At 67.7% G+C, this 24,628-nt stretch carries 21 protein-coding genes; 9 read left to right on the forward strand and 12 right to left on the reverse strand.

Annotation, left to right across the window (positions count from 1 at the left end; all coding sequences use genetic code 11):
• Positions 1-78: 78 nt before the first annotated feature.
• The 4 genes from BUF17_RS11655 to BUF17_RS11670 form a co-directional block, all read right to left on the reverse strand.
• Positions 79-2,274 carry an RNA degradosome polyphosphate kinase gene (locus BUF17_RS11655; RefSeq protein WP_084564533.1) on the reverse strand — a complete coding sequence of 732 codons (2,196 nt, stop codon included), beginning with the start codon at positions 2,272-2,274 and terminating at the stop codon, positions 79-81.
• Positions 2,275-2,440: 166 nt separating this feature from the next.
• The gene (locus BUF17_RS11660) at positions 2,441-3,163 is read right to left on the reverse strand and encodes a P-loop NTPase family protein (RefSeq protein ID WP_073628776.1); all 723 of its coding nucleotides are present in this window, start codon (positions 3,161-3,163) and stop codon (positions 2,441-2,443) included.
• A complete protein-coding gene (locus BUF17_RS11665; RefSeq protein WP_084564535.1) occupies positions 3,163-4,251 on the reverse strand; it encodes an AI-2E family transporter in 1,089 nt (362 codons plus the stop codon). The genes BUF17_RS11660 and BUF17_RS11665 overlap by 1 nt, the downstream gene beginning before the upstream one ends.
• Positions 4,248-4,877, reverse strand: a complete 630-nt coding sequence (locus tag BUF17_RS11670; RefSeq protein ID WP_073628780.1) for a CDP-alcohol phosphatidyltransferase family protein — start codon at positions 4,875-4,877, stop codon at positions 4,248-4,250. Before BUF17_RS11670 ends, BUF17_RS11665 begins: the two co-directional genes overlap by 4 nt.
• A gap of 290 nt (positions 4,878-5,167) precedes the next feature.
• Here BUF17_RS11670 and purM point away from each other — a divergent pair, with 290 nt between their 5' ends.
• Together purM and purN are read left to right on the forward strand one after the other, a co-directional pair.
• Positions 5,168-6,271, forward strand: coding sequence for a phosphoribosylformylglycinamidine cyclo-ligase (purM, locus tag BUF17_RS11675; RefSeq protein WP_073628782.1), 1,104 nt, complete (start codon positions 5,168-5,170; stop codon positions 6,269-6,271).
• Between the two features lie 18 nt (positions 6,272-6,289).
• Positions 6,290-6,943 carry a phosphoribosylglycinamide formyltransferase gene (purN, locus tag BUF17_RS11680; protein WP_073628784.1) on the forward strand — a complete coding sequence of 218 codons (654 nt, stop codon included), beginning with the start codon at positions 6,290-6,292 and terminating at the stop codon, positions 6,941-6,943.
• 95 nt (positions 6,944-7,038) lie between these two features.
• Here purN and tgt read toward each other — a convergent pair whose 3' ends face one another.
• The 5 genes from tgt to coaD all read right to left on the reverse strand — a co-directional run bounded on the left by tgt (position 7,039) and on the right by coaD (position 11,106).
• Positions 7,039-8,163: a tRNA guanosine(34) transglycosylase Tgt gene (tgt, locus tag BUF17_RS11685; protein ID WP_073628786.1), complete on the reverse strand. Its 1,125-nt coding sequence runs from the start codon at positions 8,161-8,163 to the stop codon at positions 7,039-7,041.
• A complete protein-coding gene (queA, locus tag BUF17_RS11690; RefSeq protein WP_073628788.1) occupies positions 8,160-9,266 on the reverse strand; it encodes a tRNA preQ1(34) S-adenosylmethionine ribosyltransferase-isomerase QueA in 1,107 nt (368 codons plus the stop codon). Before queA ends, tgt begins: the two co-directional genes overlap by 4 nt.
• Positions 9,267-9,362: 96 nt before the next feature.
• Positions 9,363-9,842: a peptidylprolyl isomerase gene (locus tag BUF17_RS11695; RefSeq protein WP_073628790.1), complete on the reverse strand. Its 480-nt coding sequence runs from the start codon at positions 9,840-9,842 to the stop codon at positions 9,363-9,365.
• 75 nt (positions 9,843-9,917) lie between these two features.
• Positions 9,918-10,478, reverse strand: a complete 561-nt coding sequence (locus tag BUF17_RS11700; protein WP_084564600.1) for a peptidylprolyl isomerase — start codon at positions 10,476-10,478, stop codon at positions 9,918-9,920.
• A gap of 70 nt (positions 10,479-10,548) precedes the next feature.
• Positions 10,549-11,106: a pantetheine-phosphate adenylyltransferase gene (coaD, locus tag BUF17_RS11705; protein WP_084564539.1), complete on the reverse strand. Its 558-nt coding sequence runs from the start codon at positions 11,104-11,106 to the stop codon at positions 10,549-10,551.
• Between the two features lie 364 nt (positions 11,107-11,470).
• Here coaD and tpiA point away from each other — a divergent pair, with 364 nt between their 5' ends.
• The 6 genes from tpiA (at position 11,471) to BUF17_RS22920 (ending at position 17,731) form a co-directional block, all read left to right on the forward strand.
• A complete protein-coding gene (tpiA, locus tag BUF17_RS11710) occupies positions 11,471-12,244 on the forward strand; it encodes a triose-phosphate isomerase (protein WP_073629294.1) in 774 nt (257 codons plus the stop codon).
• A 45-nt stretch (positions 12,245-12,289) separates the two neighbouring features.
• Complete coding sequence (locus BUF17_RS11715) at positions 12,290-13,384, forward strand: DMT family transporter (protein WP_073628792.1); 1,095 nt, start codon at positions 12,290-12,292, stop codon at positions 13,382-13,384.
• Positions 13,385-13,520: 136 nt separating this feature from the next.
• Positions 13,521-14,558 carry an LLM class flavin-dependent oxidoreductase gene (locus tag BUF17_RS11720; RefSeq protein ID WP_073628794.1) on the forward strand — a complete coding sequence of 346 codons (1,038 nt, stop codon included), beginning with the start codon at positions 13,521-13,523 and terminating at the stop codon, positions 14,556-14,558.
• A gap of 32 nt (positions 14,559-14,590) precedes the next feature.
• Entirely contained in the window at positions 14,591-15,274 is a 684-nt protein-coding gene (locus BUF17_RS11725) for a sulfite oxidase-like oxidoreductase (RefSeq protein ID WP_073628796.1), read from the forward strand.
• 223 nt (positions 15,275-15,497) lie between these two features.
• Positions 15,498-16,547, forward strand: coding sequence for a DUF6600 domain-containing protein (locus BUF17_RS22915; protein ID WP_073628798.1), 1,050 nt, complete (start codon positions 15,498-15,500; stop codon positions 16,545-16,547).
• 92 nt (positions 16,548-16,639) lie between these two features.
• Entirely contained in the window at positions 16,640-17,731 is a 1,092-nt protein-coding gene (locus BUF17_RS22920; protein WP_073628800.1) for an acyltransferase family protein, read from the forward strand.
• 30 nt (positions 17,732-17,761) lie between these two features.
• Here the strand turns inward: BUF17_RS22920 and glmS are convergent, their stop codons facing one another.
• Positions 17,762-19,588: a glutamine--fructose-6-phosphate transaminase (isomerizing) gene (gene glmS, locus BUF17_RS11740; RefSeq protein WP_073628802.1), complete on the reverse strand. Its 1,827-nt coding sequence runs from the start codon at positions 19,586-19,588 to the stop codon at positions 17,762-17,764.
• A gap of 110 nt (positions 19,589-19,698) precedes the next feature.
• Positions 19,699-21,099: a bifunctional UDP-N-acetylglucosamine diphosphorylase/glucosamine-1-phosphate N-acetyltransferase GlmU gene (glmU, locus tag BUF17_RS11745; RefSeq protein WP_073628804.1), complete on the reverse strand. Its 1,401-nt coding sequence runs from the start codon at positions 21,097-21,099 to the stop codon at positions 19,699-19,701.
• A gap of 269 nt (positions 21,100-21,368) precedes the next feature.
• Here glmU and BUF17_RS11750 point away from each other — a divergent pair, with 269 nt between their 5' ends.
• Positions 21,369-22,733, forward strand: coding sequence for a hypothetical protein (locus tag BUF17_RS11750; RefSeq protein WP_073628806.1), 1,365 nt, complete (start codon positions 21,369-21,371; stop codon positions 22,731-22,733).
• Between the two features lie 107 nt (positions 22,734-22,840).
• Here the strand turns inward: BUF17_RS11750 and aspS are convergent, their stop codons facing one another.
• On the reverse strand, positions 22,841-24,616 hold the full coding sequence (gene aspS, locus BUF17_RS11755; protein ID WP_073628808.1) for an aspartate--tRNA ligase: 1,776 nt from the start codon (positions 24,614-24,616) through the stop codon (positions 22,841-22,843).
• Positions 24,617-24,628: the final 12 nt, after the last annotated feature.

Here is a 24,628-nt window from a genome sequence, read left to right on the forward strand (position 1 = left end):
CGCAATTCCATCGCATGCACTCAAGGGGACCACGCCGCTTCGGCGAAAGCGGCCCCCCCGGGCCGCGCCCCGCCTGCTTCAGTGCCCGCGATGACGGGACACCGGTTTCGGCGAGTCCGATTGCAGCGACTTTCCGCGCCCCGAGAGCGACGGGTTCGTCATGAAATACTGATGGGCGTTGAATGGCTCTTCCCCCTGGGCAGGATGAATCCGCTCATGTCCCCCGTCGGGAAGCAGCCGCCAGCTCTGCTCGTTGTCCGCCATGTTCGCGACCATGATCTGATCGAGAATCTGGGCGTGCACCGTCGGGTTCAGGATCGGCACCAGCGCCTCGACCCGGCGGTCGAGGTTGCGAGGCATCATATCCGCGGACCCGATATAGACAATAGCTTCCGGCGACGGCAAGCCATGACCGTTGCCGAAACAGAAGATCCGGCTGTGCTCCAGGAAGCGGCCGACGATCGACTTCACACGAATGTTGTCCGAAAGCCCCGGAACACCCGGCCGCAGGCAGCAGATGCCGCGAACGACGATATCGATCTCGACGCCGGCCACGCTCGCATCGTAGAGCGCATCGATGATCTGCGCATCGACGAGCGAGTTCATCTTCATCCAGATCTGCGCCGGCCGACCGTTGGCGGCGTGGGCCTTTTCGGCCTCGATGTGATCGAGGATGCGCTGGCGCAGCGTCAGCGGCGAGATCGCCATGTGGGTCAGCTCGGCCGGGCGCGCATATCCGGTGATGAAGTTGAAGATGCGGGCAACATCGGTGCCGATCTCCGGGTTCGCCGTGAAGAACGACAGATCGGTATAGATGCGGGCCGTGATCGGATGGTAGTTGCCGGTGCCGATATGGCAGTAGGTGACGAGCTGGCCGCCTTCGCGGCGCACCACCATCGACAGCTTGGAATGGGTCTTCAGCTCGAGGAAGCCGAACACAACCTGGGCGCCCGCGCGCTCCAGGTCGCGCGCCCAACGGATATTGGCCTCCTCGTCGAAGCGGGCCTTCAGCTCGACGAGCGCAGTGACGGACTTGCCGGCTTCCGCCGCTTCAACGAGCGCCCGCACGATCGGCGAATCCTTGGACGTGCGATAGAGCGTCTGCTTGATCGCCACCACGTCGGGATCGCGCGCCGCCTGGGCCAGGAACTGCACCACCACATCGAAGGATTCGTAGGGGTGGTGGACCACGATGTCCTTCTGGCCGATGGCGGCGAAGCAATCGCCGCCGTGCTCGCGCACGCGCTCCGGGAAGCGGGGGGTGTAGGGCGTGAACTTCAGGTCTGGCCGGTCGAGCGCGACGAGGCTGGCGAGATCCTTCAGCGCGAGCGCGCCGTGGACGAGGAAGATCTCGTCGTCGGTGACGTCGAGCGCGCCGGCGACGAAGCGCTGCAGCGGCTCGGGCGTGGAATGCTCGATCTCCAGCCGGATCACGGAACCGCGCCGGCGGCGCTTCAGGGCCGTCTCGAAGAGACGCACGAGATCTTCCGCCTCCTCCTCGATTTCAAGGTCGGAATCGCGGATCACGCGGAACGCGCCCTCGCCATTGACCCGGTAACCCGGGAACAGGCGGCCGATGAACAGGCCAATGGCATTCTCCAGCGCGATGAAGCGGGCGCTTCCGGGCTCGGCGTCGTTGACCGGCAGGCGGATATAGCGGTCGACCTGGGCGGGCACGCGGATGAGGGCGATCATCTTCTCGCCGCCGGGCGCGGCGAGTTCCAGCACCAGCGAGAAGCCGAGATTGGGAATGAAGGGGAACGGATGCGCCGGATCGATCGCGAGCGGCGTGAGCACCGGGAAGACATGGGCGAGGAAATAGTCCTCCAGCCAGACCCGCTCGGTGTCCGTCACCTCGTTGGTTTCGACCAGCACGATGCCGGCCGCGGCCAGTTCCACGCGCAACCCACGCCACTGTTCCTGCTGGGCCGTCTGCAACCGCCCGACGGCCTCCCCGATCCGGGCGAGCTGCTCGCGCGGGGTCATGCCGTCGTCGCTGCGCTCCGTGATGCGCGCCCGGAACTGGCCGCGCAGGCCGGCGACGCGCACCATGAAGAACTCGTCGAGGTTGTTGGCCGAGATCGACAGGAAACGAAGCCGCTCCAGGATCGGATGATTCGGGTTGGCCGCCTCTTCCAGAACGCGCAGGTTGAACTGCAGCCACGACAGCTCGCGGTTGACGAACCGCGACGGATCGTGGCGCAGATCGACCGCGGTGGCCGCGGGCTCGATCGGAGACACGATCTCGGAGGCATTCGGGCTGTCGAGTTCCATGGGGCGTTCCGTCCTGACGGAAAAAGGCAAATCGGCGCAATCCTTATCCCGTCAGTATGACGGTTTTTTCGCACCCGCCAACGGCCCCGGTGCAGGCATCCGGGCACAGGCTTCCGCGGCGGTCCGGCAATGCCGGTGGCAGGCTCCGCGCCCTCACCTGCCCGCCTCACCTGCCCGCCTCACCCCCCGCCTCGCCGGCGAGCTCGGCGATGACGTCCGCGACGATGGCGCGGGTGATCGGCCGATGGCGCGCGAGGCCCTCGCGGTCTAGGCGGTCGACGAGCGCGTTGGCGCCGGAGAACGAGCGCTCCATGCGCGGCAGGGCATAAGCGATCACCGAAGGATCGACCGCCAATTGCCGGTCCGCGAACAGCTTGACGAGCACCCGGCGCAGGAGTTCGTCGTCGGGCTCGCCGAGCGAGACCCGCGCGGCCGCTCGCAGCCGGGAGGCGAGATCGGGCAGTCCGATGCCCCAGGCTTCGGGCGGCGTGCGGGCGGACAGCACGAGCCGGCCGCCGCCAAGCGCCGCATTGACGAGGTGGAACAGCGCGACGTCGTCCGCCCTGGCGGTGCGGTGGCGGTCGAGATCCTCCACCGCGACGGGGCCGGCGGCGATGGCCTCCACCGGGTCGACAGCAGCGATACCGCCGGCCGGAATGAGGCGTGCGCCGGCCGGGCCGGCCCAGGCGGCGATGAGATGGCTCTTGCCGGAGCCGGCCGGGCCGATCAGCAAGACGACGGGCGCCGGCCAGCGCGGCCACCGGTCGAACAGTTCGGCCGCCTCTGCATTGGAGGGTCCGACCAGGAAATCCTCTCGGCCGAAAGCCGCCTCGGCCGGCAACGCCAGCGGCAGCTGGCGCGGAGGCCGGCCGTCTTCTCCGCCGGTCATCAGGATGCGCCGCTGCCGTTGCCGTTGCGGGTGCCGCGGTAGAGCGGGCTTTCGAGATAGCGCTGCAGCGCGAAGCGGGCGAGCACACCCACGGCCGCCGATGCCGGCACCGCGACGAGCATTCCGACGAAGCCGAACAGCGTGCCGAACGCGAACAGCGCGAAGATCAGCCACACCGGATGAAGTCCGACATGCTCGCCGACGAGCTTCGGCTGGAGAATGTTGCCTTCGAGGAACTGCCCGATGACGAACACCACGATGACGTAGCCGATGCTGGCATAATCGGGCCAGAACTGCGCCACCGCGACGCCTACGGCCGTCACCAGCCCCACCGTCGCGCCGACATAGGGGATGAAGCTGATCACGCCGATCATGATGCCGATGAGGATGCCGAAATTCAGCCCGACCACCGTCAGGCCCACGGCGTAGTAGACGCCGAGAATGAGGCAGACCGACACCTGACCGCGGATATAGCCGGACACGCCGGCATTGATCTCGGCGAGAAGCCGGCGGATCGTCGGCGCATGGTCGCGCGGCAGCCAGCCGTCGACCTGAGCGGTCATCCGGTCCCAGTCGAGCAGCAGGTAGAACGCGATCACCGGCGTCAGCACCACCAGCGCCGCGGAGGAAATGATCGTCTGGCTACCGCTCCAGACCGAGCCGACGATGCCCGCGAGCCACGACGCCGCGTCGGACGTGACCGAGCCGAGGCTCGTCTGCAGGTCCTGCAGCGACGTGCCGAAGATCGAGCCGAGCCGGCTTCCCTGGAAGGTCGTCACCACCCAGCGCTGCAGCTGCGTCACATAGCCAGGAAGGTTGGAGACGAAACCACCGACCTGATGGCTGAGCACCGGCATCAGCAGGACCATTCCGACGACAACGATCAGCAGAAAACCGCCGAGCAGGATCAGCGTCGCCACAAGCCGGTTGAAACCGAGGCGCTCGATGCGGCCGGCGACCGGATTGAACAGATAGGCGAGGATCGTTCCCGCCACGAACGGCAGCAGGATCGTGCGGAACACGAACAGAAACAGGATGAAAACGACGAGTGCCGAGATCCAGAAGAAAACCTGGCGTCCGAGGCTCACGTGGTATGATCCTTTTCCGATTTCCGCCCCGGATGCGGCGCCGGCCGCATCCGCTCCGGGCCGAGTTCGCCCGCCGTCTCAGCCGCCCTTTCGGCGCTGATCATGTGGCCGAGCCACTCGACGACATAGGCAGCAGCCGAAGCGCCCGTCAACCCGGCAACGACGAACGACAGCACCTCGCGGGTACCGCCGACGCCGAGGCCGAAGGCAAGATCGGCGAGCACCACGCCCGCGAGCAGGATCTGGGCGAAGGTATTGGTCTTGCTCACGGCGAGCGGGCGCATCGGCACCGGATGCGCCATCACGAGCGCAAGCACCACGGCGCCGACGATCAGGATGTCGCGGGAGACCACCAGCGCCACGAGCCAGACCGGCATCGCGGAAATGATGCCGCAGGTGACATAGACCGAGACGAGCAGCGCCTTGTCGGCCAGCGGATCGAGATGGGCGCCGAGATCGCTTTCGAGCCCGAACCGCTTGGCGATGTAGCCGTCCACCGCATCGGACAGCCCGGCCGCGATGAACACCCAGAAGGCGATATCCCACTCATGGGTCGCGATCGCCCAGACGACGACCGGCACGGCGATCAGCCGCGCGATGGTGATGAGGTTCGGTATCAGGAACACGCCCGTCTCTTGTCGTTGTCTTTTTTCGTTGTCCATGCCGCTCCGGCACGCGGGTGGGCGGGCTGGACCACCGGTAGATGTTCGCAACGCCGGCCGTCCGCAAGCGTTCCGCCCGACGGTCGGCGCGCCCGGCCCGTTCCGTCAAGTCCCCGCGGCCGGGGGCCGGGCGGCAATCGCCAGACCACCGGCGGCGGTGGCCGGGACTTGCCTTCGCGCCGACACCGCTCCATACACCCCTGACGAAACTGACAACGCGCGGGCCCGCGCGACACGGAACGGATCGGTCGACAATGAGCCAGTCGCAGGCGGATGGCGGGGCGCCGGAAGGCGCGCCCAAGAAGACGTTCACCTATGCCGATTCCGGGGTCGACATCGACCGGGGAGATGCGCTGGTCCGGGCGATCGGTCCCCTGCTCAAGCGCACGGCGCGGGCCGGCGCCGACGCCGTGATCGGCGGCTTCGGCGGTGTGTTCGATCCCAAGGCGGCCGGCTACAAGGATCCGCTGCTGGTGGCGGCGACGGACGGCGTCGGCACCAAGCTGCGTGTCGCCATCGATGCCGGCGTCCACGACACGGTCGGCATCGACCTCGTGGCGATGTGCGTCAACGACCTGGTAGTCCAGGGCGCCGAGCCGCTGTTCTTCCTCGATTATTTCGCGAGCGGCCGCCTCGATGTCGGCGTCGCGACCACTGTGGTCGATGGGATCGTCGAGGGCTGCCGCCAGGCCGGCGCTGCGCTGATCGGCGGCGAGACCGCCGAGATGCCCGGCCACTATGCGGACGGAGACTACGACCTTGCCGGCTTCTCCGTGGGCGCGGTCGAGCGCGACCGGTTGCTGCCGCTGCCGACGGTGGCGGCGGGCGACGTGCTGATCGGCCTCGCGTCGTCGGGCGTCCATTCCAACGGCTTCTCGCTGGTGCGGCGCATCGTGTCCGCCGAGGGTATCGGATACGACGCCCCGTCGCCGTTCGCCGCGGGCCTCACCCTGGGGCAGTCGCTGCTAGCGCCGACGCGCATCTACGTGAAGTCGCTCCTGAAGGCGCTTGGGGCCGGACACGGCATCAAGGCGCTCGCCCACATCACCGGCGGCGGCCTGACGGAGAACCTGCCGCGCGTGCTGCCGAAATCGGTCGCGGGCCGCATCGACCTCTCTAGGATCGCCCCGCCCCCGGTGTTCTCGTGGCTCGCCAAGGGCGGACGGATCGCCGAGGCCGAGATGCTGCGCACCTTCAACTGCGGCATCGGCATGGTGGTCGTCGTCCCGCCCGGCGAGGCCGAGACCGTGCTGCGCATTCTGCACCAGGAAGGCGAGGCCGCCTCCGTCATCGGCGAGATCGTGCCGCGCGAGGGCGAGGCCGTCGTCTATGACGGCGCGCTGCCGCTCGAGTCCTGAGCGGCGCGGAGAGGGAACTTGACCAAGATCCGCACCGCGATCCTCGTCTCCGGCCGGGGCAGCAACATGGCGTCGCTGATTGCCGCCGCGGAGGCCGACCCGGCCTTCCCGGCCGCGTTCGCGCTGGTCCTGTCCAATCGGCCCGGTGCCGGTGCGCTTGCGCGGGCGGCGGAACACGGCATCGAGACCGCCGTCATCGACCACAAGGCCTACCCCGACCGCGAGGCGTTCGACCGCGCGCTCGATGCGCGTCTGAGGGAAAGCGGGATCGAACTCGTCTGCCTCGCGGGCTTCATGCGCCTGCTGACGCCGTGGCTGGTGGAGACGTGGCGCGACCGGATGCTCAACATCCATCCGGCGCTGCTGCCCTCCTACAAGGGGCTGCACACCCACGAGCGCGCGCTTGCCGACGGGGTGAAGCTGCACGGCTGCACGGTCCACCTCGTGCGCAGCGAGATGGACGCCGGACCGATCGTCGCCCAGGCCGCCGTGCCGGTGGTGACCGGCGACACGCCAGACACGCTCTCCGCGCGCGTGCTGGAAGCCGAGCACCGGCTCTACCCGCTCGCCCTGTCGCTCTGGGCCTCGGGCCGGGCGAAACTCGAGGACGAGAAGGTGGTCGTCTCCGGCGAGGGTGCGGCGCCGTCGGCGCTCGTCTGGCCGGAGGCCTGACAGTCTTAATGACTCTGGCCGCAGGCCTGACACTCTTACAACTCTGACCGAGGCCTGACCCTCTCGGATTCTGACCGATGGCCTGATGCCCTTCGTCAGCCCTTTGCCCAGAGCCGTCCCAGTTCGGCGCGCACCTCCGCGAAGCGGCCCTGCTCGATCGCCGTGCGCAGCGTTTTCATGAGGTGCTGATAGTAGGCGATGTTGTTCCACGTCAGCAGCATGGCGCCCAGCCCCTCGCCGCAGCGCACGAGGTGGTGGAGATAGGCGCGGCTGTAGTCGCGCGCCGCCGGGCAGTCGCTCTCGGGATCGAGCGGCGCCGGATCGTCCGCATGCCGCGCGTTCTTCAGGTTGAGCTTGCCGAACCGGGTATAGGCCACGCCGTGACGGCCGGCGCGGGTCGGCATGACGCAATCGAACATGTCGATGCCGCGGGCCACCGCCTCGATGATGTCGTGGGGCGTGCCGACGCCCATCAGATAGCGCGGCTTTTCCGCCGGCAGCACCGGCAGCGTCTCGTCGAGCATGGCCAGCATCACGTCCTGAGGCTCGCCCACGGCAAGCCCGCCGATGGAATAGCCTTCGAACGGCATCGCCGACAGCGCCGCGGCGGATTCCACCCGCAGGCCGGCATCGTCGCCGCCCTGCACGATGCCGAACAGCGCCTGCCCCTTGGCGGGACCGTCCATCGCCTCGAACGCGGCACGGGAACGCTCCGCCCAGCGCAGCGACAGCCGCATGCCGCGCTCGACCTCCTTGCGTTCCGCCGGAAGGCGCACGCACTCGTCGAGCTGCATCTGGATGTCGGAGCCGAGAAGGCCCTGGATCTCAACCGATCGTTCAGGCGTGAGGAGGTGGCGCGAGCCGTCGATGTGGCTCTGGAACGCGACGCCGTGCTCCTCAAGCTTTCTGAGGCCCGACAGCGACATGATCTGGAAGCCGCCGGAATCCGTCAGGATGGTCCGGTTCCAGCGCATGAAGGTGTGGAGGCCGCCGAGGCCGGACACCCGCTCGGCGGTCGGGCGGAGCATAAGGTGATAGGTGTTGCCGAGCACGACCTCGGCGCCCGTGGCCGCCACATCCTCCGGAAACATCGCCTTGACGGTGGCCTGGGTTCCGACCGGCATGAAGGCGGGCGTCTCCACCGTGCCGTGGGCGGTGTGCAGACGACCGCGCCGGGCGGCGTCGTCCTGGCCGAGCGGTTCGTAGCGGAAGGGCGTCATGTTGGCTCCCGTGGGGCACCTGCGCCCGCGTCCCGGAACAGGAGCGAGCCGTCGCCATAGGAATAAAATCTGTAACCGCTCGCGATGGCATGGGCATAAGCCCGGCGCATGGCATCCGTGCCGGCGAAGGCGCAGACGAGCATGAACAGCGTCGAACGCGGCAGGTGGAAGTTCGTCATCAGCACATCGACGATGCGGAAGCGATAGCCCGGCGTGATGAAGATATCGGTCGCGCCGTCGAACGGATGCAGGGTGCCGCTTTCGTCGGCGGCGCTCTCCAGCAGGCGCAGCGCCGTGGTGCCGACGGCGACGATCCGTCCGCCCGCCGCGCGAGCGGCGTTGATGCGCGCCGCAGCGTCAGGCGTGATGACGCCGCGCTCGGAATGCATCCGATGGCCTTCGGTGGTTTCCGCCTTGACGGGCAGAAAGGTGCCCGCGCCGACATGGAGCGTGAGAAAAACGTGTTCGACGCCAGTCTCTTGAAGGCGTTCGATCAGGTCTTCCGTGAGGTGCAGGCTCGCGGTCGGTGCCGCGACGGCGCCGGGTTCGCGGGCGAACACGGTCTGATAGTCTTCCCGGTCGGCCGCGTCGTCGGCGCGCTTGTTGCCGATGTAGGGCGGCAGCGGAATGCGGCCTGCGAGCGCGATGGCACGGTCGAGATCCGGCCCGCCACGGTCGAAGGCGAGCACGATCTCGCCGCCCTCGTTCTTCTCGGCGACGGTCGCGGCGAACGGTTCGACGCCTTCGCCGCCATTCCCACCGAAGCCGATGACATCCCCGACCCTCAACCGCTTGCCGGGCCGGGCGAGCGCCACCCAGCGGGACGGGTCGAGCCGCTCGATCAGCGTCGCCTCGATCCGCGCCTCGGCGCCGTCGTCGCGGCGCCGCACGCCGTCGAGCCGGGCGGGGATGACACGGGTGTCGTTGAAGACGAGGAGATCGCCGGGGCGAAGCAGCGAGACGAGGTCGCGGATCCCCCGATCGTCAAGTTCCGGTTCGCCGCCCGGCCGCACCACGAGAAGGCGCGCCGCGTCGCGCGGGCGCGCGGGGCGCAGCGCGATCGCGCTTTCGGGCAGGTCGAAATCGAAATCGTCGGTTCGCATGGCTTCTGAGCGAGAGGCGCCGCCGGGATCGCTCCCGGCGGCGGCAACGGACTGGAACGGATGAGGGGCCGGTCGCAAATGGCCGGCCGCTTCAGGTCAGGCGGCGATGTCGGCCGCGACCTTCATGGAGTTGATCTTGTCGGGGTTCACCACCGGCTCGCCGCGCTTGATCTTGTCCACATTTTCCATGCCCTCGATCACTTCGCCAAACACGGTGTACTGGCCGTTCAGGAAGTGGCCGGGCTCGAACATGATGAAGAACTGGGAATTGCCCGAGTTCGGGTTCTGGGAGCGGGCCATGCCGACCACGCCGCGGTTGAACGGCGTCTTGGTGAATTCGGCGGGCAGATTGGGATAGCTGGAGCCGCCCATGCCGGTGCCCTGCGGGCAGCCGGTCTGCGCCATGAAGCCTTCGATGACGCGGTGGAACACGATGCCGTCATAGAAGCCCTCGCGGGCGAGCGTCTTCAGGCGCTCGACGTGCTTCGGCGCCAGATCGGGGCGAAGCGCAATGACGACGCGGCCCTTGGTGGTGTCGACGACGAGGGTGTTTTCCGGATCCTTGATCTCGGCCATGTTGAAATTCCTTCTTCGTTTTCAATCGTTAGGGGCAGGATGCTCAAACGTTGCTTGCGCTCGTTCGATCCGCGTTCACTCGACCCAGGCCTTGATGATCTTGTCGGGGTTGGTGACCATGCCGTTGTCGTTCGCATTGCCCTTCTTGATCGCGTCCACGACATCCATGCCCGAGATCACCTGGCCGACCACGGTGTACTGGCCGTTCAGGAAGTCGCCCGGCGCGAACATGATGAAGAACTGGGAATTGGCCGAGTTCGGATCCTGGGCGCGTGCCATGCCGACGGTGCCGCGCTTGAAGGGCACCTTGGAGAACTCCGCCGGCAGATCCGGCAGGTTCGAGCCGCCCATGCCGGTACCGGTCGGATCGCCGGTCTGCGCCATGAAGCCGTCGATCACGCGGTGGAACACCACGCCGTTGTAGAAGCCCTGGGAAGCCAGGGTTTCCAGCCGCTCGGCGGCCTTCGGCGCATCCTTCTTGTCGAGCTGGATCTTGACGTCGCCGCCCTTGAGCTGGAGCACGAGGACATCGGCGGCCGAGGCGGCCTGCGCGGCGAGAGCGCCAGCGCCGAGAACGAATGCCGCGACGGCCTTGCCGATGAGCATGGTGCGGCTGCGGCTGAGGAATGAACGCATCGGAAGGGCTCCGGTAAGGATGCCGGCGGCGGCGCTTCGGCCTTTCCGCTGCATCTGTGAAACGGTGTCGTCAGCGGCGGTGCTTCGCATCGAGGCGGCGCAGGACGGGGGCCGGCACGAAGGGCGCGACATCGCCGCCGAGAGCCGCGATCTGCCGGACCAGGGTGGCGGTGATATGGCGCACCGAAGGCGAAGCCGGCACGAACACCGTCTGGACGCCCGGCGCCATCACGCCATTCATGCCCGCCATCTGCATTTCATAGTCGAGATCGGAGCCGTCGCGAAGGCCGCGGACGATGACCGTCGCGCCGACGGCGCGGGCGGCCTCCACCACGAGCCCGTCAAAGGCGATGACGCCGATGCGCCGGGCCGCGGCCTCGCCGAACCGGTCGGCGGCGACTTCGCCGAGCATCGCCACTCGCTCCTCGAAGGAGAACATCGGGGTCTTGCCGGGATGGATGCCGATGGCAACGACGACCTTGTCGGCGAGCGCCAGCGTCCTGGCAATGACGTCGACGTGACCCTCCGTGACCGGATCGAACGAGCCGGAATAAAGCGCCACGCGGAGTGCGCCGCCGGTCTCGCCGAGAGTGACATCCACGCCGGTCGGCGCCTGATGGTCGGTCATGAAAGGTTCTTCCGGAACGGCTTCAGCGGGCAAAGGCTCTAGCCCGATCCCCGGTGGGCCGCAAGCCTTCCGCCCGAGAAGGCGGCGTTTAGGGCCGGCACCACCGGCCGGCCGGGACGCGCGGATTTCCGCAAACGGCGGAGCGAGGCGGCGGATCGTCGAGATTCGACGCGCGGAACCGCTGCCGCCGCTTGGAGCCGGGCGATGATTTTGCTACCGCTCGCCTGCCGCCTTCACGACGCCCATGCCGGCCCGGACGACGAACGTCGGTCCGCCGCCGCGGCGACGCGAAGGCACCACGCCGCATCAGACGGCGGACGATCGAAACACGCCGGGCCGGAAGCCCGGCCCGCAGGAGCGCCCGATGACCCACTCGCTGACGAAGCCGAAGCCGCTGATCGCCGGAAACTGGAAGATGAACGGCCTTTCGGCATCCCGTCACGAACTCGACGCCATCATCGCCGGCGGGCCGACGGCGGCCGGAGACCGGGCGGACCTGCTGATCTGCCCGCCGGCGACGCTGCTCGCAGGCTTCGCGGCGATCGCGCGCGGCAGTGTCCTCGCGATCGGCGGGCAGGACTGCCACCCGAAGGAATCCGGCGCTCACACCGGCGATATTTCCGCCGAAATGCTGAAGGATGCCGGCGCGACCGCCGTGATCGTGGGCCATTCGGAGCGTCGCGCCGACCACGGCGAGACCAATGAACTGGTGCGGGCCAAGGCCGAGGCGGCGCTGCGCGCCGGGCTGACGGCCGTCGTCTGCGTCGGCGAAACGCGCGCCGAGCGGGAGGCGAACCTGACCCTCCACGTCGTCGCGAGCCAGGTCAAGGAATCGCTTCCCGCGGGCGCCTCGCCCGGCACGGTCGTGATCGCCTATGAGCCGGTCTGGGCGATCGGCACCGGCCTGACACCGACCGTCGACGACGTGGCGGAGGTTCACGCCGAGATCCGCGGGCTTCTCATCGGCGCCTTCGGCACCGGCGGGCTCGGCGTGCGGGTGCTCTATGGCGGCTCGGTGAAGCCCGGCAATGCGGCGGAACTGCTGGCCGTTCCGAACGTGGACGGCGCCCTGATCGGGGGCGCCAGCCTGCTCGCCCGGGATTTCCTTGCCATCGCGGCCGCGACACCGGAAAGCTGAGGCCGGCGCGGCGGCCAAGCCGCGCGCGGAAACTCGGGGGGCGAGATGGCCGGACGGTTTTCAACAGCGGCAGCCGGCGCCGGCATTCCGGCGGCGCTCGCCTCCGCCGTCCTGTTCGGGGCAAGCACGCCGTTCGCCAAGATCCTGATCGGCGACGGGCTCGATCCGTTCATGGCGGCGGGCCTGCTCTATCTCGGCTCGGGCGCCGGACTGACGGCGGTGATCGCGATGCGGGCGCTCGGGCGCCGCGGCCCGGCGCCGGAAGCGGGGCTGAAAGTGGCCGATCTTCCGTGGCTCGCCCTCGTGATCGCCTTCGGCGGGGTGATCGGCCCGCTGCTTTTGATGATCGGCCTTCGGACGACCCCGGGCTCCACCGCTGCCCTGATGCTCAATCTCGAAAGCCTCGCGACGCTCGCGATCGCGTGGCTGGCATTCCGTGAGAGTGTCGACCGGAGGCTGCTTCTCGGTGCGGCGGCGATCATGGGCGGCGCGGTGCTGCTCTCCTGGCCGGGCGGCCAAAGCGGCGGCCCGGCAGGGTTCGGCGCCCTCGCCATCGCCGGCGCCTGTCTCGCCTGGGGCATCGACAACAATCTGACCCGCCGTATTTCCGCCGCCGACCCGATGACGATCGCCGCCGTGAAGGGGCTCGCCGCGGGCAGCGTCAACCTCACCCTCGCGCTTGCCGGCGGGGCCGCCCTGCCCGGACCGGAGACCGTCGCGGCGGCCGGTCTCGTCGGCTTTCTCGGCTACGGCGTCAGCCTGTCGCTGTTCGTGATCGCGCTGCGCCATCTCGGGACGGCGCGCGCGGGCGCCTATTTCGCGACCGCGCCGTTCATCGGCGCCGCGCTCGCGATCCCGCTGCTGTCGGAAGGCCTGAGCTGGCCGTTCGCTGCCTCCGCGGTGCTGATGGGCGCGGGCGTTTGGCTCCACCTGACGGAACACCATTCCCACCCGCACCACCACGATGAAACCGTGCACGAGCACGCCCACGTCCACGACGACCATCACCGTCATGCCCACGGCCCCGACGATCCGGCGGGCGAGCCGCACAGCCATGTCCACCGCCATGAGCCGATGACGCACGAGCACCCGCATTTCCCGGATCTGCATCACCGCCATGGCCACGGCAACGGCGGCTGACGGCGATGCCGGCGGGAAATAGGGCGGCGGAACCTTGCAGATCGGCATCGGCGATCTGATCTGAGGACGACGGGCCGATGGCGGCGCATGCCCCGCCGATCGGATTTTCGCGGCCCGCTTCCAGAAGGAGTGCCGCATGGCCGCCTCCCCGCCCGTCCTTTCCGTGCTCGATCTCGCCCACATCGTCGAAGGCGCCACCGCGACGGACGCGCTGCGCAATGCGGCCGATCTCGCCCGCCATGTCGAGCGGCTGGGCTATCGCCGCTTCTGGCTCGCCGAGCATCACAACATGGTCGGCATCGCCAGCGCCGCCACCGCCGTGTGTATCGGCCATGTCGCGGCGGCCACGACGACGATCCGGGTAGGCGCCGGCGGGATCATGCTGCCGAACCACTCGCCGATGGTGATCGCCGAGCAGTTCGGCACGCTCGACGCCCTGTTTCCGGGCCGCATCGATCTCGGGCTCGGCCGGGCGCCTGGTACCGATATGCGCACGCTGCGCGCCCTGAGGCGCGATCCTTCCGCCTCCGACACCTTCCCGCAGGACGTGTTGGAACTCCAGGCGCTGCTCGGCCCGGTCGAGCCGGACCAGGTGATCCGCGCCGTGCCTGGCGCCGACAGCAACGTGCCGCTCTGGATCCTCGGCTCCAGCCTGTTCGGGGCGCGTCTGGCGGCAATGCTCGGCCTGCCCTATGCGTTCGCCTCGCATTTCGCGCCCGAAGCGCTCGACTACGCGCTTTCCGACTATCGCGAGCGGTTCGAACCGTCGAAGACGCTGCAGAAGCCGCATGCCATGGTCGGCATCAATGTGTTCGCTGCGGAAACGGACGCCGAGGCGCGCCGGCTGTTCACCTCCGCCCAGCAGGCCTTCACCAACATGATGCGCGGCACGCGCGGCAAGCTGCCCCCGCCGATCGACGACATCGATGCCTATTGGACGCCCGCGGAAAAGATGCAAACCTCGGCGAAACTCGGCTGCTCGTTCGTGGGCTCGGCCGAGACCGTGCGCACGGGGCTGGCGCGTTTCCTGGAACGCACCCGTGCCGACGAACTGATGGTCGCCTCGGCGATCTTCGACCATAGGGCGCGACTGCGGTCCTACGAGATCCTTGCGGAGGTCGGCGCCTCGCTGGGGGTCGTCACAGCACCGCAGCCCGATGCCTGCCCGGCATGACCGAACAGACCACGCGAACGCCCGAGGTACCGATGACCGCCGCGTCAGACGATCCGTCCTCCGCGGATGCCCCGCCTGAAAGCAAGCTGACGGCCACCAAGCAGCGCTGGGCGCGCGAGGGCCGCTTCCTCACCGGCCGCCACGCCCGGCCGGAGGCGGAGCGCCTGCCGCCCGGCCAGCACCTCGTGCGCGACTGGCCGGTGCTCGATCTCGGCATGACGCCGGAGATCGGAGCAGACCGTTGGCGCCTCGCGTTGCTCGGTGCCGTGGAGAATCCGGTGCAGTGGACGTTCGAGTCGTTCAAGGCGGAACCGCAGATTTCAACCCTGTCCGACATCCATTGCGTGACGAGCTGGTCGCGCTACGACAATCGGTTCGAGGGTGTCTCGACGCGCCATATCATCGAAGTCGTGAAGCCGCGGGACGATGTCCGCTTCGTCGTCCTGACGAGCTATGACGGCTACACCACCAACCTGCCGATCGAGGACTTCGCGGCCGACGATGCTCTCGTCGCCCACAGCTGGGAGGGGCGCCCACTCACCACGGAGCATGGCGGCCCGGTGCGCCTTGTGGTGCCGCACCTCTATTTCTGGAAGAGCGCGAAGTGGCTGAAGCGGATCGAGTTCGCGACCACCGACCGGCCGGGCTTCTGGGAACAGCGGGGCTATCACAATCACGGAGATCCGTGGCAGGAGCAGCGCTACTCTTCGGATTGACCTCCCGTCGCCGAAAAGTCGCCGCCGTCATCTTTCGATCTCGACTGTTGGGCCGCCGCCGCTAAAACACGCTTCCCGGACCGGCCTGCGACGACAGAATCACGTGGCTGCCGTCCCCGGGACAGATCGGGACGGGTTCACCCGGGATTCAGGCGCCCTGCGGCAGGGTTCTCTGGCGCGGGCAATTCGGCCCGGGTGAGCGGAAGCGGCGGGAAGCGACGCATTGGGCGAACCGAACGAACAGCCGCCGGGCGAGCCGGGGTCACCGGCAGGCCGCAGAAGCCGCCGAACCGCCGGGCGGCTTCTGCTGCGCGCCAGCGTGCCGGTGCTGCTGGTTCTCGGTACGTTCGCGCTTGCCGTTCCGTTCGACGACGCCGGCGAGCGGCTGAACGGCGATTTTCTTGCCGATGCCTCCGCCGAGACCCCGTCCCACGGCGTCGAATCGTTCTTTGCCCCGCTTGCGGCCCACGGCACCTGGGTCGCGCATCCGCGGTACGGCTTCGTATGGATTCCGGCGAAGGTGCCGCAGGAATGGCGGCCCTACACCCTCGGCCAATGGCTCTGGACGGACCGCTTCGGCTGGGTCTGGGCGTCCGACGAGCCGTTCGGATGGGCGACCTATCATTACGGCCGCTGGGGCTACGAGACCGAATACGGCTGGTTCTGGGTGCCGGGCGACAGGTGGGCGCCGGCATGGGTCACGTGGCGCGAGGGGGACGACAGCATTGGCTGGGCTCCGATCGCCCCCGACGGGCCGGGGCTGGCCTGGGGCTTCCCGGCGGTGCAGCGGCCGCCAGTGACGGAAGCCTGGGTGTTCGTGCCGAGCCTGCGCTTCGCGCAGCCGCGGCTCTATCTCTATGCCCTGCCGGTCCGAGAGACCTGGCGCTCCCTCGACCGGGCGCCGCTGAAGTGGAGTTATTCCGATGCGGCGGACCTCGTCGACAGGCCGTTCGACCGCGACTGGCTTCGCCGTCACAACGGACAGCTCGACGTGCCCGCGAGCACGGTCGATTTCGTCGACGAACCCGCGGCGGCGAAACGGACGGGTTCGATGTTCCGGCTGTTCCGACCCGAAATCGCACGTGGCGAGGAACCGCTGCCGGTACCGCCGAAGCTCGTTTCCGGGCCTTCCGGGGTGAAGCCGGTCACGATCGGCGAGCGCGCCGTGCGCCAACTCGCCCCGCCGCCTCCGAAATCCAATCTCAAGGTGCCGAAGGGCGCGACGAAGCCGCTACCGCCCCACGCGCGGGAAGCCCAACCCGCCGGACCGTGATGTGCGGGACGGACGACGCACCGGCTTTGCCTCCCACACCTCTTTCCAGCAGCCCTTGGTTTGCAAATCCATTCCTCCCCAAGGTTTTCCACATGGGCCTTATCAGAATAATACTCGCCCTTTCAGTTGTATTTGCCCATTCAGGAAAATACATATTCGTTGGAGGCCAATATGCAGTTCAATTGTTTTATATAATTTCGGGATTTCTGATTTCATATATCATTGTTGAAAGAAAACGGTACAATAAAATATCGCTTTTCTATCTCAATCGATTTTTGCGACTATATCCAATATATTGGTTTGTGGCCATAATTACGCTCGCGCTGTACGCATGTGCCTTGCTGTTTCCGAAGCTCGCGCCGGCTCTCATGGTCACCCCCGACTTCTTCAAGGTTTATCGAGAAGTCGGCGTCAACGGATTGATTTTGCTCGTCTTCTCGAATATCGCACTGTTCGGTCAGGACTGGGTGATGTTCACCGGCGTCCGGGAGGGCGTATTCAGGTTCGTCACCGATTTCCGCCAGTCGGAACTGCCGGTCTGGAACGGTCTTCTCGTTCCGCAAGCCTGGACCCTGGGCGTGGAGCTGACGTTCTACCTCGTCGCGCCGTTCCTGCTGCACCGGACGAGGCTCGTCATAAGCCTTGCCGCAGCGTCGGTCGTACTGCGGATCCTGCTGATCCAATTCGGCCCCGGCGGCAACGATCCATGGACTTACCGGTTCTTTCCGACCGAACTCGCGCTCTTTCTCGGCGGGGCTCTGTCGCACCAGTTTCTGAGGCCGGCCTATGAACGCTGGCTCGGCAGGCGCTATCAGGCGGCGACGAAGATCGCGACCGCCCTCGTGGTGCTGATCTGCGTCTTGTTCTTCACCGTGCCGGTGACGACCGCGAGCACGCTGGCGTTGTTCGCGGCCTTCCTTCTGGGCCTGCCGTTCCTGTTCAGCTTTCAGGTCGGAAATGCGCTCGACCGGAAAATCGGAGACCTGTCCTATCCCGTCTATATCTCGCACATGATCGTCATCGCCCCGGCGCGCGCCGCGCTCGACGCGCTTGCACCGGGCCTGACCGTGACACTGGTCTATCCCGTCACCGTTGCGATCGTCACGCTCGCGATCAGTTACGTGATCGAGAAATATCTCGGGGATCCCCTCGAGGCGATCCGCAGCCGGATCCGGCGCGCCTGACGGCCTTCCGTCGGGTCGCCTGTCAGCCGCTCACTCCACCGTGACGGATTTGGCGAGATTTCGGGGCTGGTCCACGTCGGTGCCATTGGCGACGGCCATGTAATAGGCCAGGAGCTGGATCGGCACGGTGTAGACGATCGGCATGATCGCCTCGGGCATTTCCGGCATCAGGATGACCTCGGCCGGCGTGATTCCGGCATGCTCCAGGCCTTTCTGGTCGGTGATCAGCACGATGCGGCCGCCCCGGGCCGCAACCTCCTGCATGTTCGAGGCCGTCTTCTCGAACAGGCGGTCGAACGGCGCGATCACGACCACCGGCACGTCCTCGTCGATCAGCGCGATCGGGCCGTGCTTCAGTTCGCCGGCGGCATAGCCTTCGGCGTGGATGTAGGAAAGCTCCTTCAGCTTCAGCGCGCCCTCAAGTGCGATCGGATAGGCGATGCCGCGGCCAAGATAGAGCACGTCGCTGACGCGGTGGAGGCGGCGGGCGATCGCCTCGATGGTGCCTTCGAGCGCGAGGGCATCGGAGACGAGCCGGGGCACCTCGCCGAGCGCCGCCACCAGCGCCTGCTCGGCGGCCACGTCGAGATGGCCCCGCGCCCGGCCAGCCGCGACGGCAAGCGAAGCAAGCACGGCAAGCTGGCAGGTGAACGCCTTGGTGGACGCGACACCGATCTCAGGGCCGGCGAGCGTGGGGATCGCCAGATCCGATTCCCGTGCGATGGTCGAGGTCGGCACATTGACGATGGATGCGATGGTCTGGCCGCCTTCGCGGCAATAGCGCAGGCTTGCCAGCGTGTCCGCGGTCTCGCCCGACTGGGAGATGAACAGCGCGAGCCCGCCCGGGGTCAGCGGCGCCTCTCGATATCGGAACTCGGACGCGACGTCGATGTCGACCGGCAAACGCGCGAGTTGCTCGAACCAGTATTTGCCGACGAGGCCGGCATAGTTGGCGGTCCCGCAGGCGGTGATGGAAAGCCTCGGCAGTGCCGCGAAGTCGATCTTGCCGTCGCCGGGGGGGCGGGCCGTTCCGGTGCCGAAATCGAGATAGTGGGCGAGCGTGCGCGACAGCACGTCCGGCTGCTCATGGATCTCCTTCTCCATGAAGTGGCGGTAGTTGCCCTTCTCCACCAGCAGCGCATTGGTGCGCAGCACCGTCACCGCACGCTTCGCGGGCTTGCCGGAGGCATCGAAGATTTCGTACCCGGCGCGGTGCAGAACTGCCCAGTCGCCCTCTTCGAGATAGATGATGCGGTCGGTGAACGGGGCAAGCGCGATGGCATCGGAGCCGAGGAACATCTCGCCATCGCCGATTCCGACCGCCAGTGGCGAGCCGCGCCGGGCACCGATCAAAAGATCGTCCTCACCCTCGATCAGGATCGCCAGGGCGAACGCGCCGCGCAGCCGGGAAAGCGTCGACGCGACGGCCTCGCGCGGCGTCGCGCCCGCCTTCAGGGTCGCGGCGATCAGGTGCGCGATGACTTCGGTATCGGTGTCGCTCTCGAAGACGGCACCACCGGCGATGAGCTCGTCCTTGAGAGGGCGGAAGTTCTCGATGATGCCATTGTGCACCACGGCAACGGGGCCGGCGACGTGGGGATGGGCGTTGCGCTCCGTCGGGGCGCCGTGGGTTGCCCAGCGGGTGTGACCGATGCCGGAGGTGCCTTCGAGGGGCTCGGCGGCGATGAGCGCTTCCAGATTCCGCAGCTTGCCCGGCGCGCGGCGCCGGACGAGCACGCCCTCTTCAAGCGTCGCGATACCGGCGGAATCGTAGCCGCGATATTCGAGGCGCTTGAGGGCGTCCAACAAGCGCTCGGCAACCGGAGCCCGGCCCACAATCCCGACGATGCCGCACATGGCTATTCTCCTTGCAACGCAACAGGCTGCGATCTAGCGGCCTGCCGCGCCGATTCCCAAATCACACTCGGTATCGTTTCGTGACGCCGAGGGCGGATGCAGGAACCGCGTCAGTGGGTGTCGCTGCCGCCTTCGGCCTTGCGGCGCGCCTGATCCTCGCGGATCGCCCGCCCCCGGCCTTCCTTGACGACCTGGCGGCCGCGCGCGATGGCGAGCGCGTCGGCCGGCACATCCGCAGTGATGACGCTGCCGGTGCCGACGAAGGCGCCGTCGCCGATGGTGACGGGCGCCACCAGCGCGGAGTTGGAGCCGATGAAGGCGCCTGCCCCGATCTCGGTGTGGTGCTTGAAGGTGCCGTCATAGTTGCACACGATCGTGCCGGCGCCGATGTTGGCGCCCGCACCGACACGGGCATCGCCGATATAGCTGAGGTGGTTGAGCTTGGCGCCCTCTTCGATCCGGGCAGCCTTGACCTCGACGAAGTTGCCGACCCGCACCTTCTCGCCGAGATCCGCACCGGGGCGCAGCCGCGCGAACGGTCCGATCCGGGCATCGCGTCCGACATGAGCGCCTTCGATGTGGCTGAACGACAGGATTTCCACGCCGTCCTCGACGGTGACGCCGGGGCCGAACACCACGTTTGGCTGCACGACGACATCCCGGCCGAGCCGGGTGTCGTGGCTGAAGAACACCGTTTCCGGCGCAACCAGCGTGGCGCCTTCGAGCAGCGCGCGGCGGCGGGCGCGCTTCTGGAACGATGCTTCGCAATCGGCGAGCTGGGCGCGGTCGTTGACGCCCTGCACTTCCTCCTCGCCGGTCACCTCCACCTCGACGGCGAGGCCGCGGGCATTGGCGATCTCCACGGCGTCGGTCAGGTAGAACTCGCCCTTCGCGTTGGCATTGCCGATGGCGTCGAGCAGGCCGAGCACATGGCCGCCGCGGAAGGCGATGATCCCGGAATTGCACAGGCGCACAGTCTTCTCCGCCGGCGAAGCGTCCTTCTCCTCTCGGATGGCCTTCAGCCGTCCGCCTTCCACGAGGAGCCGGCCGTAACCCGTCGGATCGGCCGCCTCGAAGCCGAGGACCGCGAGGTCGGCGCCAGCGGAAAGGCGGGCGCGCAGCCGCGTGATCGTGCCCGGTTCGACCAGCGGGGCATCGCCATAGAGCACGATCACCTCTCCCGCCCCGCGCTCGAGTGCGGCGCGCGCCGAAAGCACGGCGTGCGCGGTGCCGCGCCGCTCCGTCTGCTCGAACACCTCATAGGCGACGTCGAGAGCGGCGGCCGGCTTCGCCAGCGCCTTGCCCACGCGTTCGCCGCCGTGGCCGACGACGAGCGCGATGCCGTCAGCGCCGGCGGCGGCGGCGGCGTCGAGCACGTGCGCCGCCATCTCGCGCCCACCCACCTTGTGCAGCACCTTGGGGAGCGACGAGCGCATGCGCGTTCCCTCTCCTGCCGCCAGGATCACGGCGAGGCAGGAGCGGACGGGAGCGGCGGAGGGCGAAGCGGTCATGAGAGCGTTCCTGAGGGATGGCCTTTCCACCGGAAATACCGGATATCGCCGGATGAAATCCGATGGCCAGCCGCTTGTGGCGATGGCGCGGCATTCCGTCAAGCGCGGGCCGGCGAGAGGCTTGTTCGATTCGACGTGTTCGATTCGACTTGCGTTCCCCGCCGGCTTGAACACACTCCGCGCTGACGCCGCCGACGGCGCTCGCCATCCCCTCGGGCCCGTCGTTCGACCCAATCCGACCGTCGGTCGGTGACAAGGAGCCATTCGTCATGATGTCCGCCAAGCGCCCGCGCATCGGGGCCGGTCTGGCAACCCTGCTGCTGGCCTCGTGCCTTTCCGGCGCCGCCTTTGCCGCCGCCCCCACCGGCAACCCGATCGCAGATGCGTTCCTCGCCGGCCTCGAAGCCCGCGGCTTCAAGGACGTGACGGTCGAGAGCGTGACCGGGGACAGCGACACCGCCGAACTCAAGGGCATTCGCGCCGTTGAAGACCGTCCGGCTCCGCCTCCCGCCGAAGCCGCGACGCCGGATGAGGCCAAGCCGGATGCGGCAGCGCCGGACGAGGCCAAGCCGGATGAAGCGACGGGCGATTCGGGTGGCGACGACGGCGGCAGCGAAAGCGCCGACGGCGGCGCCACCGGGCAGGCCGCTCCGGCTGAACCGGCAACGCCGCCCGCGCCTCCTCCCGCACCGATGGTGCTGACGGTCAATCACCTGCTGATCGACAATGCGGGCGTCGACGGCGGTCGCATCAAGGCAGGCGTGTTCAACGCCGACGGCCTCTCCTTCGTGGACGACGAGAGCAAGCTGACCGTCGGCAGCCTTGCCGCCTCGGATATCGAGATCCCGTCCGCCGACTCGGTGAAATCGGGCGACGACCTGAACAAGGCGCAGGCGCTCTACAAGCAGGTGACGATCAGCGACGTCCTTGCTACCGACAAGGACGGCTTCGCCGTGCCGGTGAAGACGATCACGGCCTCGACGGACGACATCGTCGACGGCATTCCGCACTCGGGCGCCTTTGCAGCGAGCGGCATCGTCATCGACGTCAACCAGGTCGCAGACCAGGACTTCAAGAAAGAACTGCTCGCGCTCGGCTACACCACGCTGAACCTTTCGGTTTCCGCAAAGGGTGCCTGGCATCCCGACAAATCGTCCGCGACCATCGACCAGCTTGAGGTCAACGCCGACGGCATCGGCTCGCTGACGCTGACCTCCGAGATCGGTGGTCTGAGCAAGGAGGCGGTCGCGGCCCTCTCCGACCCGGCCCAGTCCGACAAAAGCGACGCGGTCATCCAGGGTCTGACGCTGGAAAAGATGACCATCACCTTCAAGAACCAGACGCTGGTGCAGCGCGTGCTCGAGGCCCAGGCGAAGGATGCCGGCGTCTCGGCCGACGTCTACGCCTCGCAGCTCGCGGCGGCGATGCCGATGCTGCTGATGCCGCTGAAGAACCCCGAGTTCCAGAACACGACGGCGGCGGCGATCTCCACCTTCCTGAAGGATCCGAAGACCCTGACGGTCACCGCGAGCCCCGAGCAGGGCCTCTCGGTGATGGAGATCTTCGGCGCGGCCATGTTCGGGCCGGAACATCTGCCGCAGATGCTGAAGGCGTCGGTCGCGGCGAACCGGTAACCGGTGTGCCGGCCGGTGCTGCGGCACCGGCCGCTGCGGCGGAAAAGAAAAACCCCGGCGGGCACGCTGCCCGCCGGGGTTTTTTGTTCTCGACGTCGCTTGCCGGCTCAGTTCGGCAGGTTGAGGCGGATGTGCAGCTCGCGCAGCTGCTTGTTGGAGACCTCCGACGGCGCTCCCATCAGCAGGTCTTCGGCGCGCTGATTCATCGGGAAGACGACGACCTCGCGCAGGTTCTCCTGATCGCACAGCAGCATCACGATGCGGTCGACACCCGGCGCGATGCCGCCGTGGGGCGGCGCGCCGAATTCAAGCGCCCGGAGCATGCCGCCGAAGCGGCTTTCCAGCACATCTTCCGGATAGCCGGCGATGGCGAACGCCTTGCGCATGATTTCCGGCTTGTGATTCCGGATGGCGCCCGACGACAGCTCGATGCCGTTGCAGACGATGTCGTACTGGAACGCCTTGATTTCCAGCGGATCCATCGTCTCCAGCGCCTCAAGGCCGCCCTGGGGCATGGAGAACGGGTTATGAGAGAAGTCGACGCGCTTCTCGTCCTCGTTCCACTCGAACATCGGGAAGTCGACGATCCAGCAGAGCGCGAACTGGTTCTCGTCGACAAGGCCGAGATCGCGGCCCGCGCGGGTGCGGGCCTGGCCGGCGAAGGCGACGAATTTCTCGGGCCGGCCGCAGACGAAGAACACCGCATCGCCGGCTTCGAGCCCGAGCTGGGTGCGGATCGCCTCGGTGCGCTCCGGGCCGATATTCTTGGCGATCGGACCGGCGCCGCCTTCCTCGCCCTCGCGCCAGAAGATGTAGCCGAGGCCGGGCTGGCCCTCGCCCTGCGCCCAGGCGTTCATGCGGTCGCAGAAGGCGCGGCTACCGCCGGTCTTCGCAGGAATGGCCCACACCTCGACCTTCGGGTCAGAGGCGATCATGTTGGCGAACACCTTGAAGCCGGATCCGGCGAAGTGCTCGGTGACGGCTTCCATCTCGATCGGGTTGCGCAGGTCCGGCTTGTCATTGCCGTATTTGCGCATCGAAACCGAATAGGGAATGCGCGGGAACACCTGGGTCACGCGGCGGCCGCCGCCGAACTCCTCGAAGATGCCGCGCAGCACCGGTTCCACCGTCTGGAACACGTCTTCCTGGGTGACGAAGCTCATCTCGATATCGAGCTGGTAGAACTCGCCCGGTGAGCGGTCGGCGCGGGCGTCCTCGTCGCGGAAGCAGGGCGCGATCTGGAAATAGCGGTCGAAGCCCGCGATCATCAGGAGCTGCTTGAACTGCTGCGGCGCCTGGGGCAGCGCGTAGAACTTGCCGGGATGCATGCGGGCCGGCACCAGGAAGTCGCGGGCGCCTTCCGGGCTCGACGCCGTGAGAATCGGCGTCTGGAATTCGGTGAAGCCCTTGTCCACCATGCGGCGGCGCAGGCTGGAGATGATCTGCGAGCGCTTGACGATGTTGCGGTGGAGCGTGTCGCGGCGCAGGTCGAGGAAGCGGTACTTGAGCCGCAGGTCTTCCGGGTAGTCCGGTTCGCCGAACACCGGCAGGGGCAGTTCCTTGGCGGCGGACAGGACCTCGGCCTCGCGCACGAACACCTCGATGCGGCCGGTCGGCAGACGGTCGTTGACGGTCTCCGGCGTGCGGGCCTTCACGACGCCGTCGACGCGGATCACCCACTCCGCTCGCACCGTCTCGACCAGCTTGAAGGCCGGCGAATCCGGGTCGCAAACCACCTGAGTGATCCCGTAGTGGTCGCGCAGGTCGATGAACAGGAGACCGCCGTGATCTCGCACGCGATGCACCCACCCGGACAGGCGGACGGTCTTGCCGACATCGCCCTCGACCAGCTCTCCGCAGGTGTGGCTACGATAAGCGTGCATAAGGAATCCTCG

Origin of the sequence: Pseudoxanthobacter soli DSM 19599, assembly GCF_900148505.1 — a bacterium.
Taxonomy (GTDB): Bacteria; Pseudomonadota; Alphaproteobacteria; order Rhizobiales; family Segnochrobactraceae; genus Pseudoxanthobacter; species Pseudoxanthobacter soli.

Excerpts from the sequence above, each read along its gene's own strand:
- BUF17_RS11655 (WP_084564533.1), bottom strand. The coding sequence starts at position 2,274 with ATGGAACTCGACAGCCCGAATGCCTCCGAGATCGTGTCTCCGATCGAG.
- BUF17_RS11660 (WP_073628776.1), bottom strand. The coding sequence starts at position 3,163 with ATGACCGGCGGAGAAGACGGCCGGCCTCCGCGCCAGCTGCCGCTGGCG.
- purM (WP_073628782.1), top strand. The coding sequence starts at position 5,168 with ATGAGCCAGTCGCAGGCGGATGGCGGGGCGCCGGAAGGCGCGCCCAAG.
- tgt (WP_073628786.1), bottom strand. The coding sequence starts at position 8,163 with ATGACGCCCTTCCGCTACGAACCGCTCGGCCAGGACGACGCCGCCCGG.
- queA (WP_073628788.1), bottom strand. The coding sequence starts at position 9,266 with ATGCGAACCGACGATTTCGATTTCGACCTGCCCGAAAGCGCGATCGCG.
- BUF17_RS11695 (WP_073628790.1), bottom strand. The coding sequence starts at position 9,842 with ATGGCCGAGATCAAGGATCCGGAAAACACCCTCGTCGTCGACACCACC.
- BUF17_RS11700 (WP_084564600.1), bottom strand. The coding sequence starts at position 10,478 with ATGCGTTCATTCCTCAGCCGCAGCCGCACCATGCTCATCGGCAAGGCC.
- coaD (WP_084564539.1), bottom strand. The coding sequence starts at position 11,106 with ATGACCGACCATCAGGCGCCGACCGGCGTGGATGTCACTCTCGGCGAG.
- tpiA (WP_073629294.1), top strand. The coding sequence starts at position 11,471 with ATGACCCACTCGCTGACGAAGCCGAAGCCGCTGATCGCCGGAAACTGG.
- BUF17_RS11715 (WP_073628792.1), top strand. The coding sequence starts at position 12,290 with ATGGCCGGACGGTTTTCAACAGCGGCAGCCGGCGCCGGCATTCCGGCG.
- BUF17_RS11720 (WP_073628794.1), top strand. The coding sequence starts at position 13,521 with ATGGCCGCCTCCCCGCCCGTCCTTTCCGTGCTCGATCTCGCCCACATC.
- BUF17_RS11725 (WP_073628796.1), top strand. The coding sequence starts at position 14,591 with ATGACCGCCGCGTCAGACGATCCGTCCTCCGCGGATGCCCCGCCTGAA.
- BUF17_RS22920 (WP_073628800.1), top strand. The coding sequence starts at position 16,640 with ATGGGCCTTATCAGAATAATACTCGCCCTTTCAGTTGTATTTGCCCAT.
- glmS (WP_073628802.1), bottom strand. The coding sequence starts at position 19,588 with ATGTGCGGCATCGTCGGGATTGTGGGCCGGGCTCCGGTTGCCGAGCGC.
- glmU (WP_073628804.1), bottom strand. The coding sequence starts at position 21,099 with ATGACCGCTTCGCCCTCCGCCGCTCCCGTCCGCTCCTGCCTCGCCGTG.
- BUF17_RS11750 (WP_073628806.1), top strand. The coding sequence starts at position 21,369 with ATGATGTCCGCCAAGCGCCCGCGCATCGGGGCCGGTCTGGCAACCCTG.
- aspS (WP_073628808.1), bottom strand. The coding sequence starts at position 24,616 with ATGCACGCTTATCGTAGCCACACCTGCGGAGAGCTGGTCGAGGGCGAT.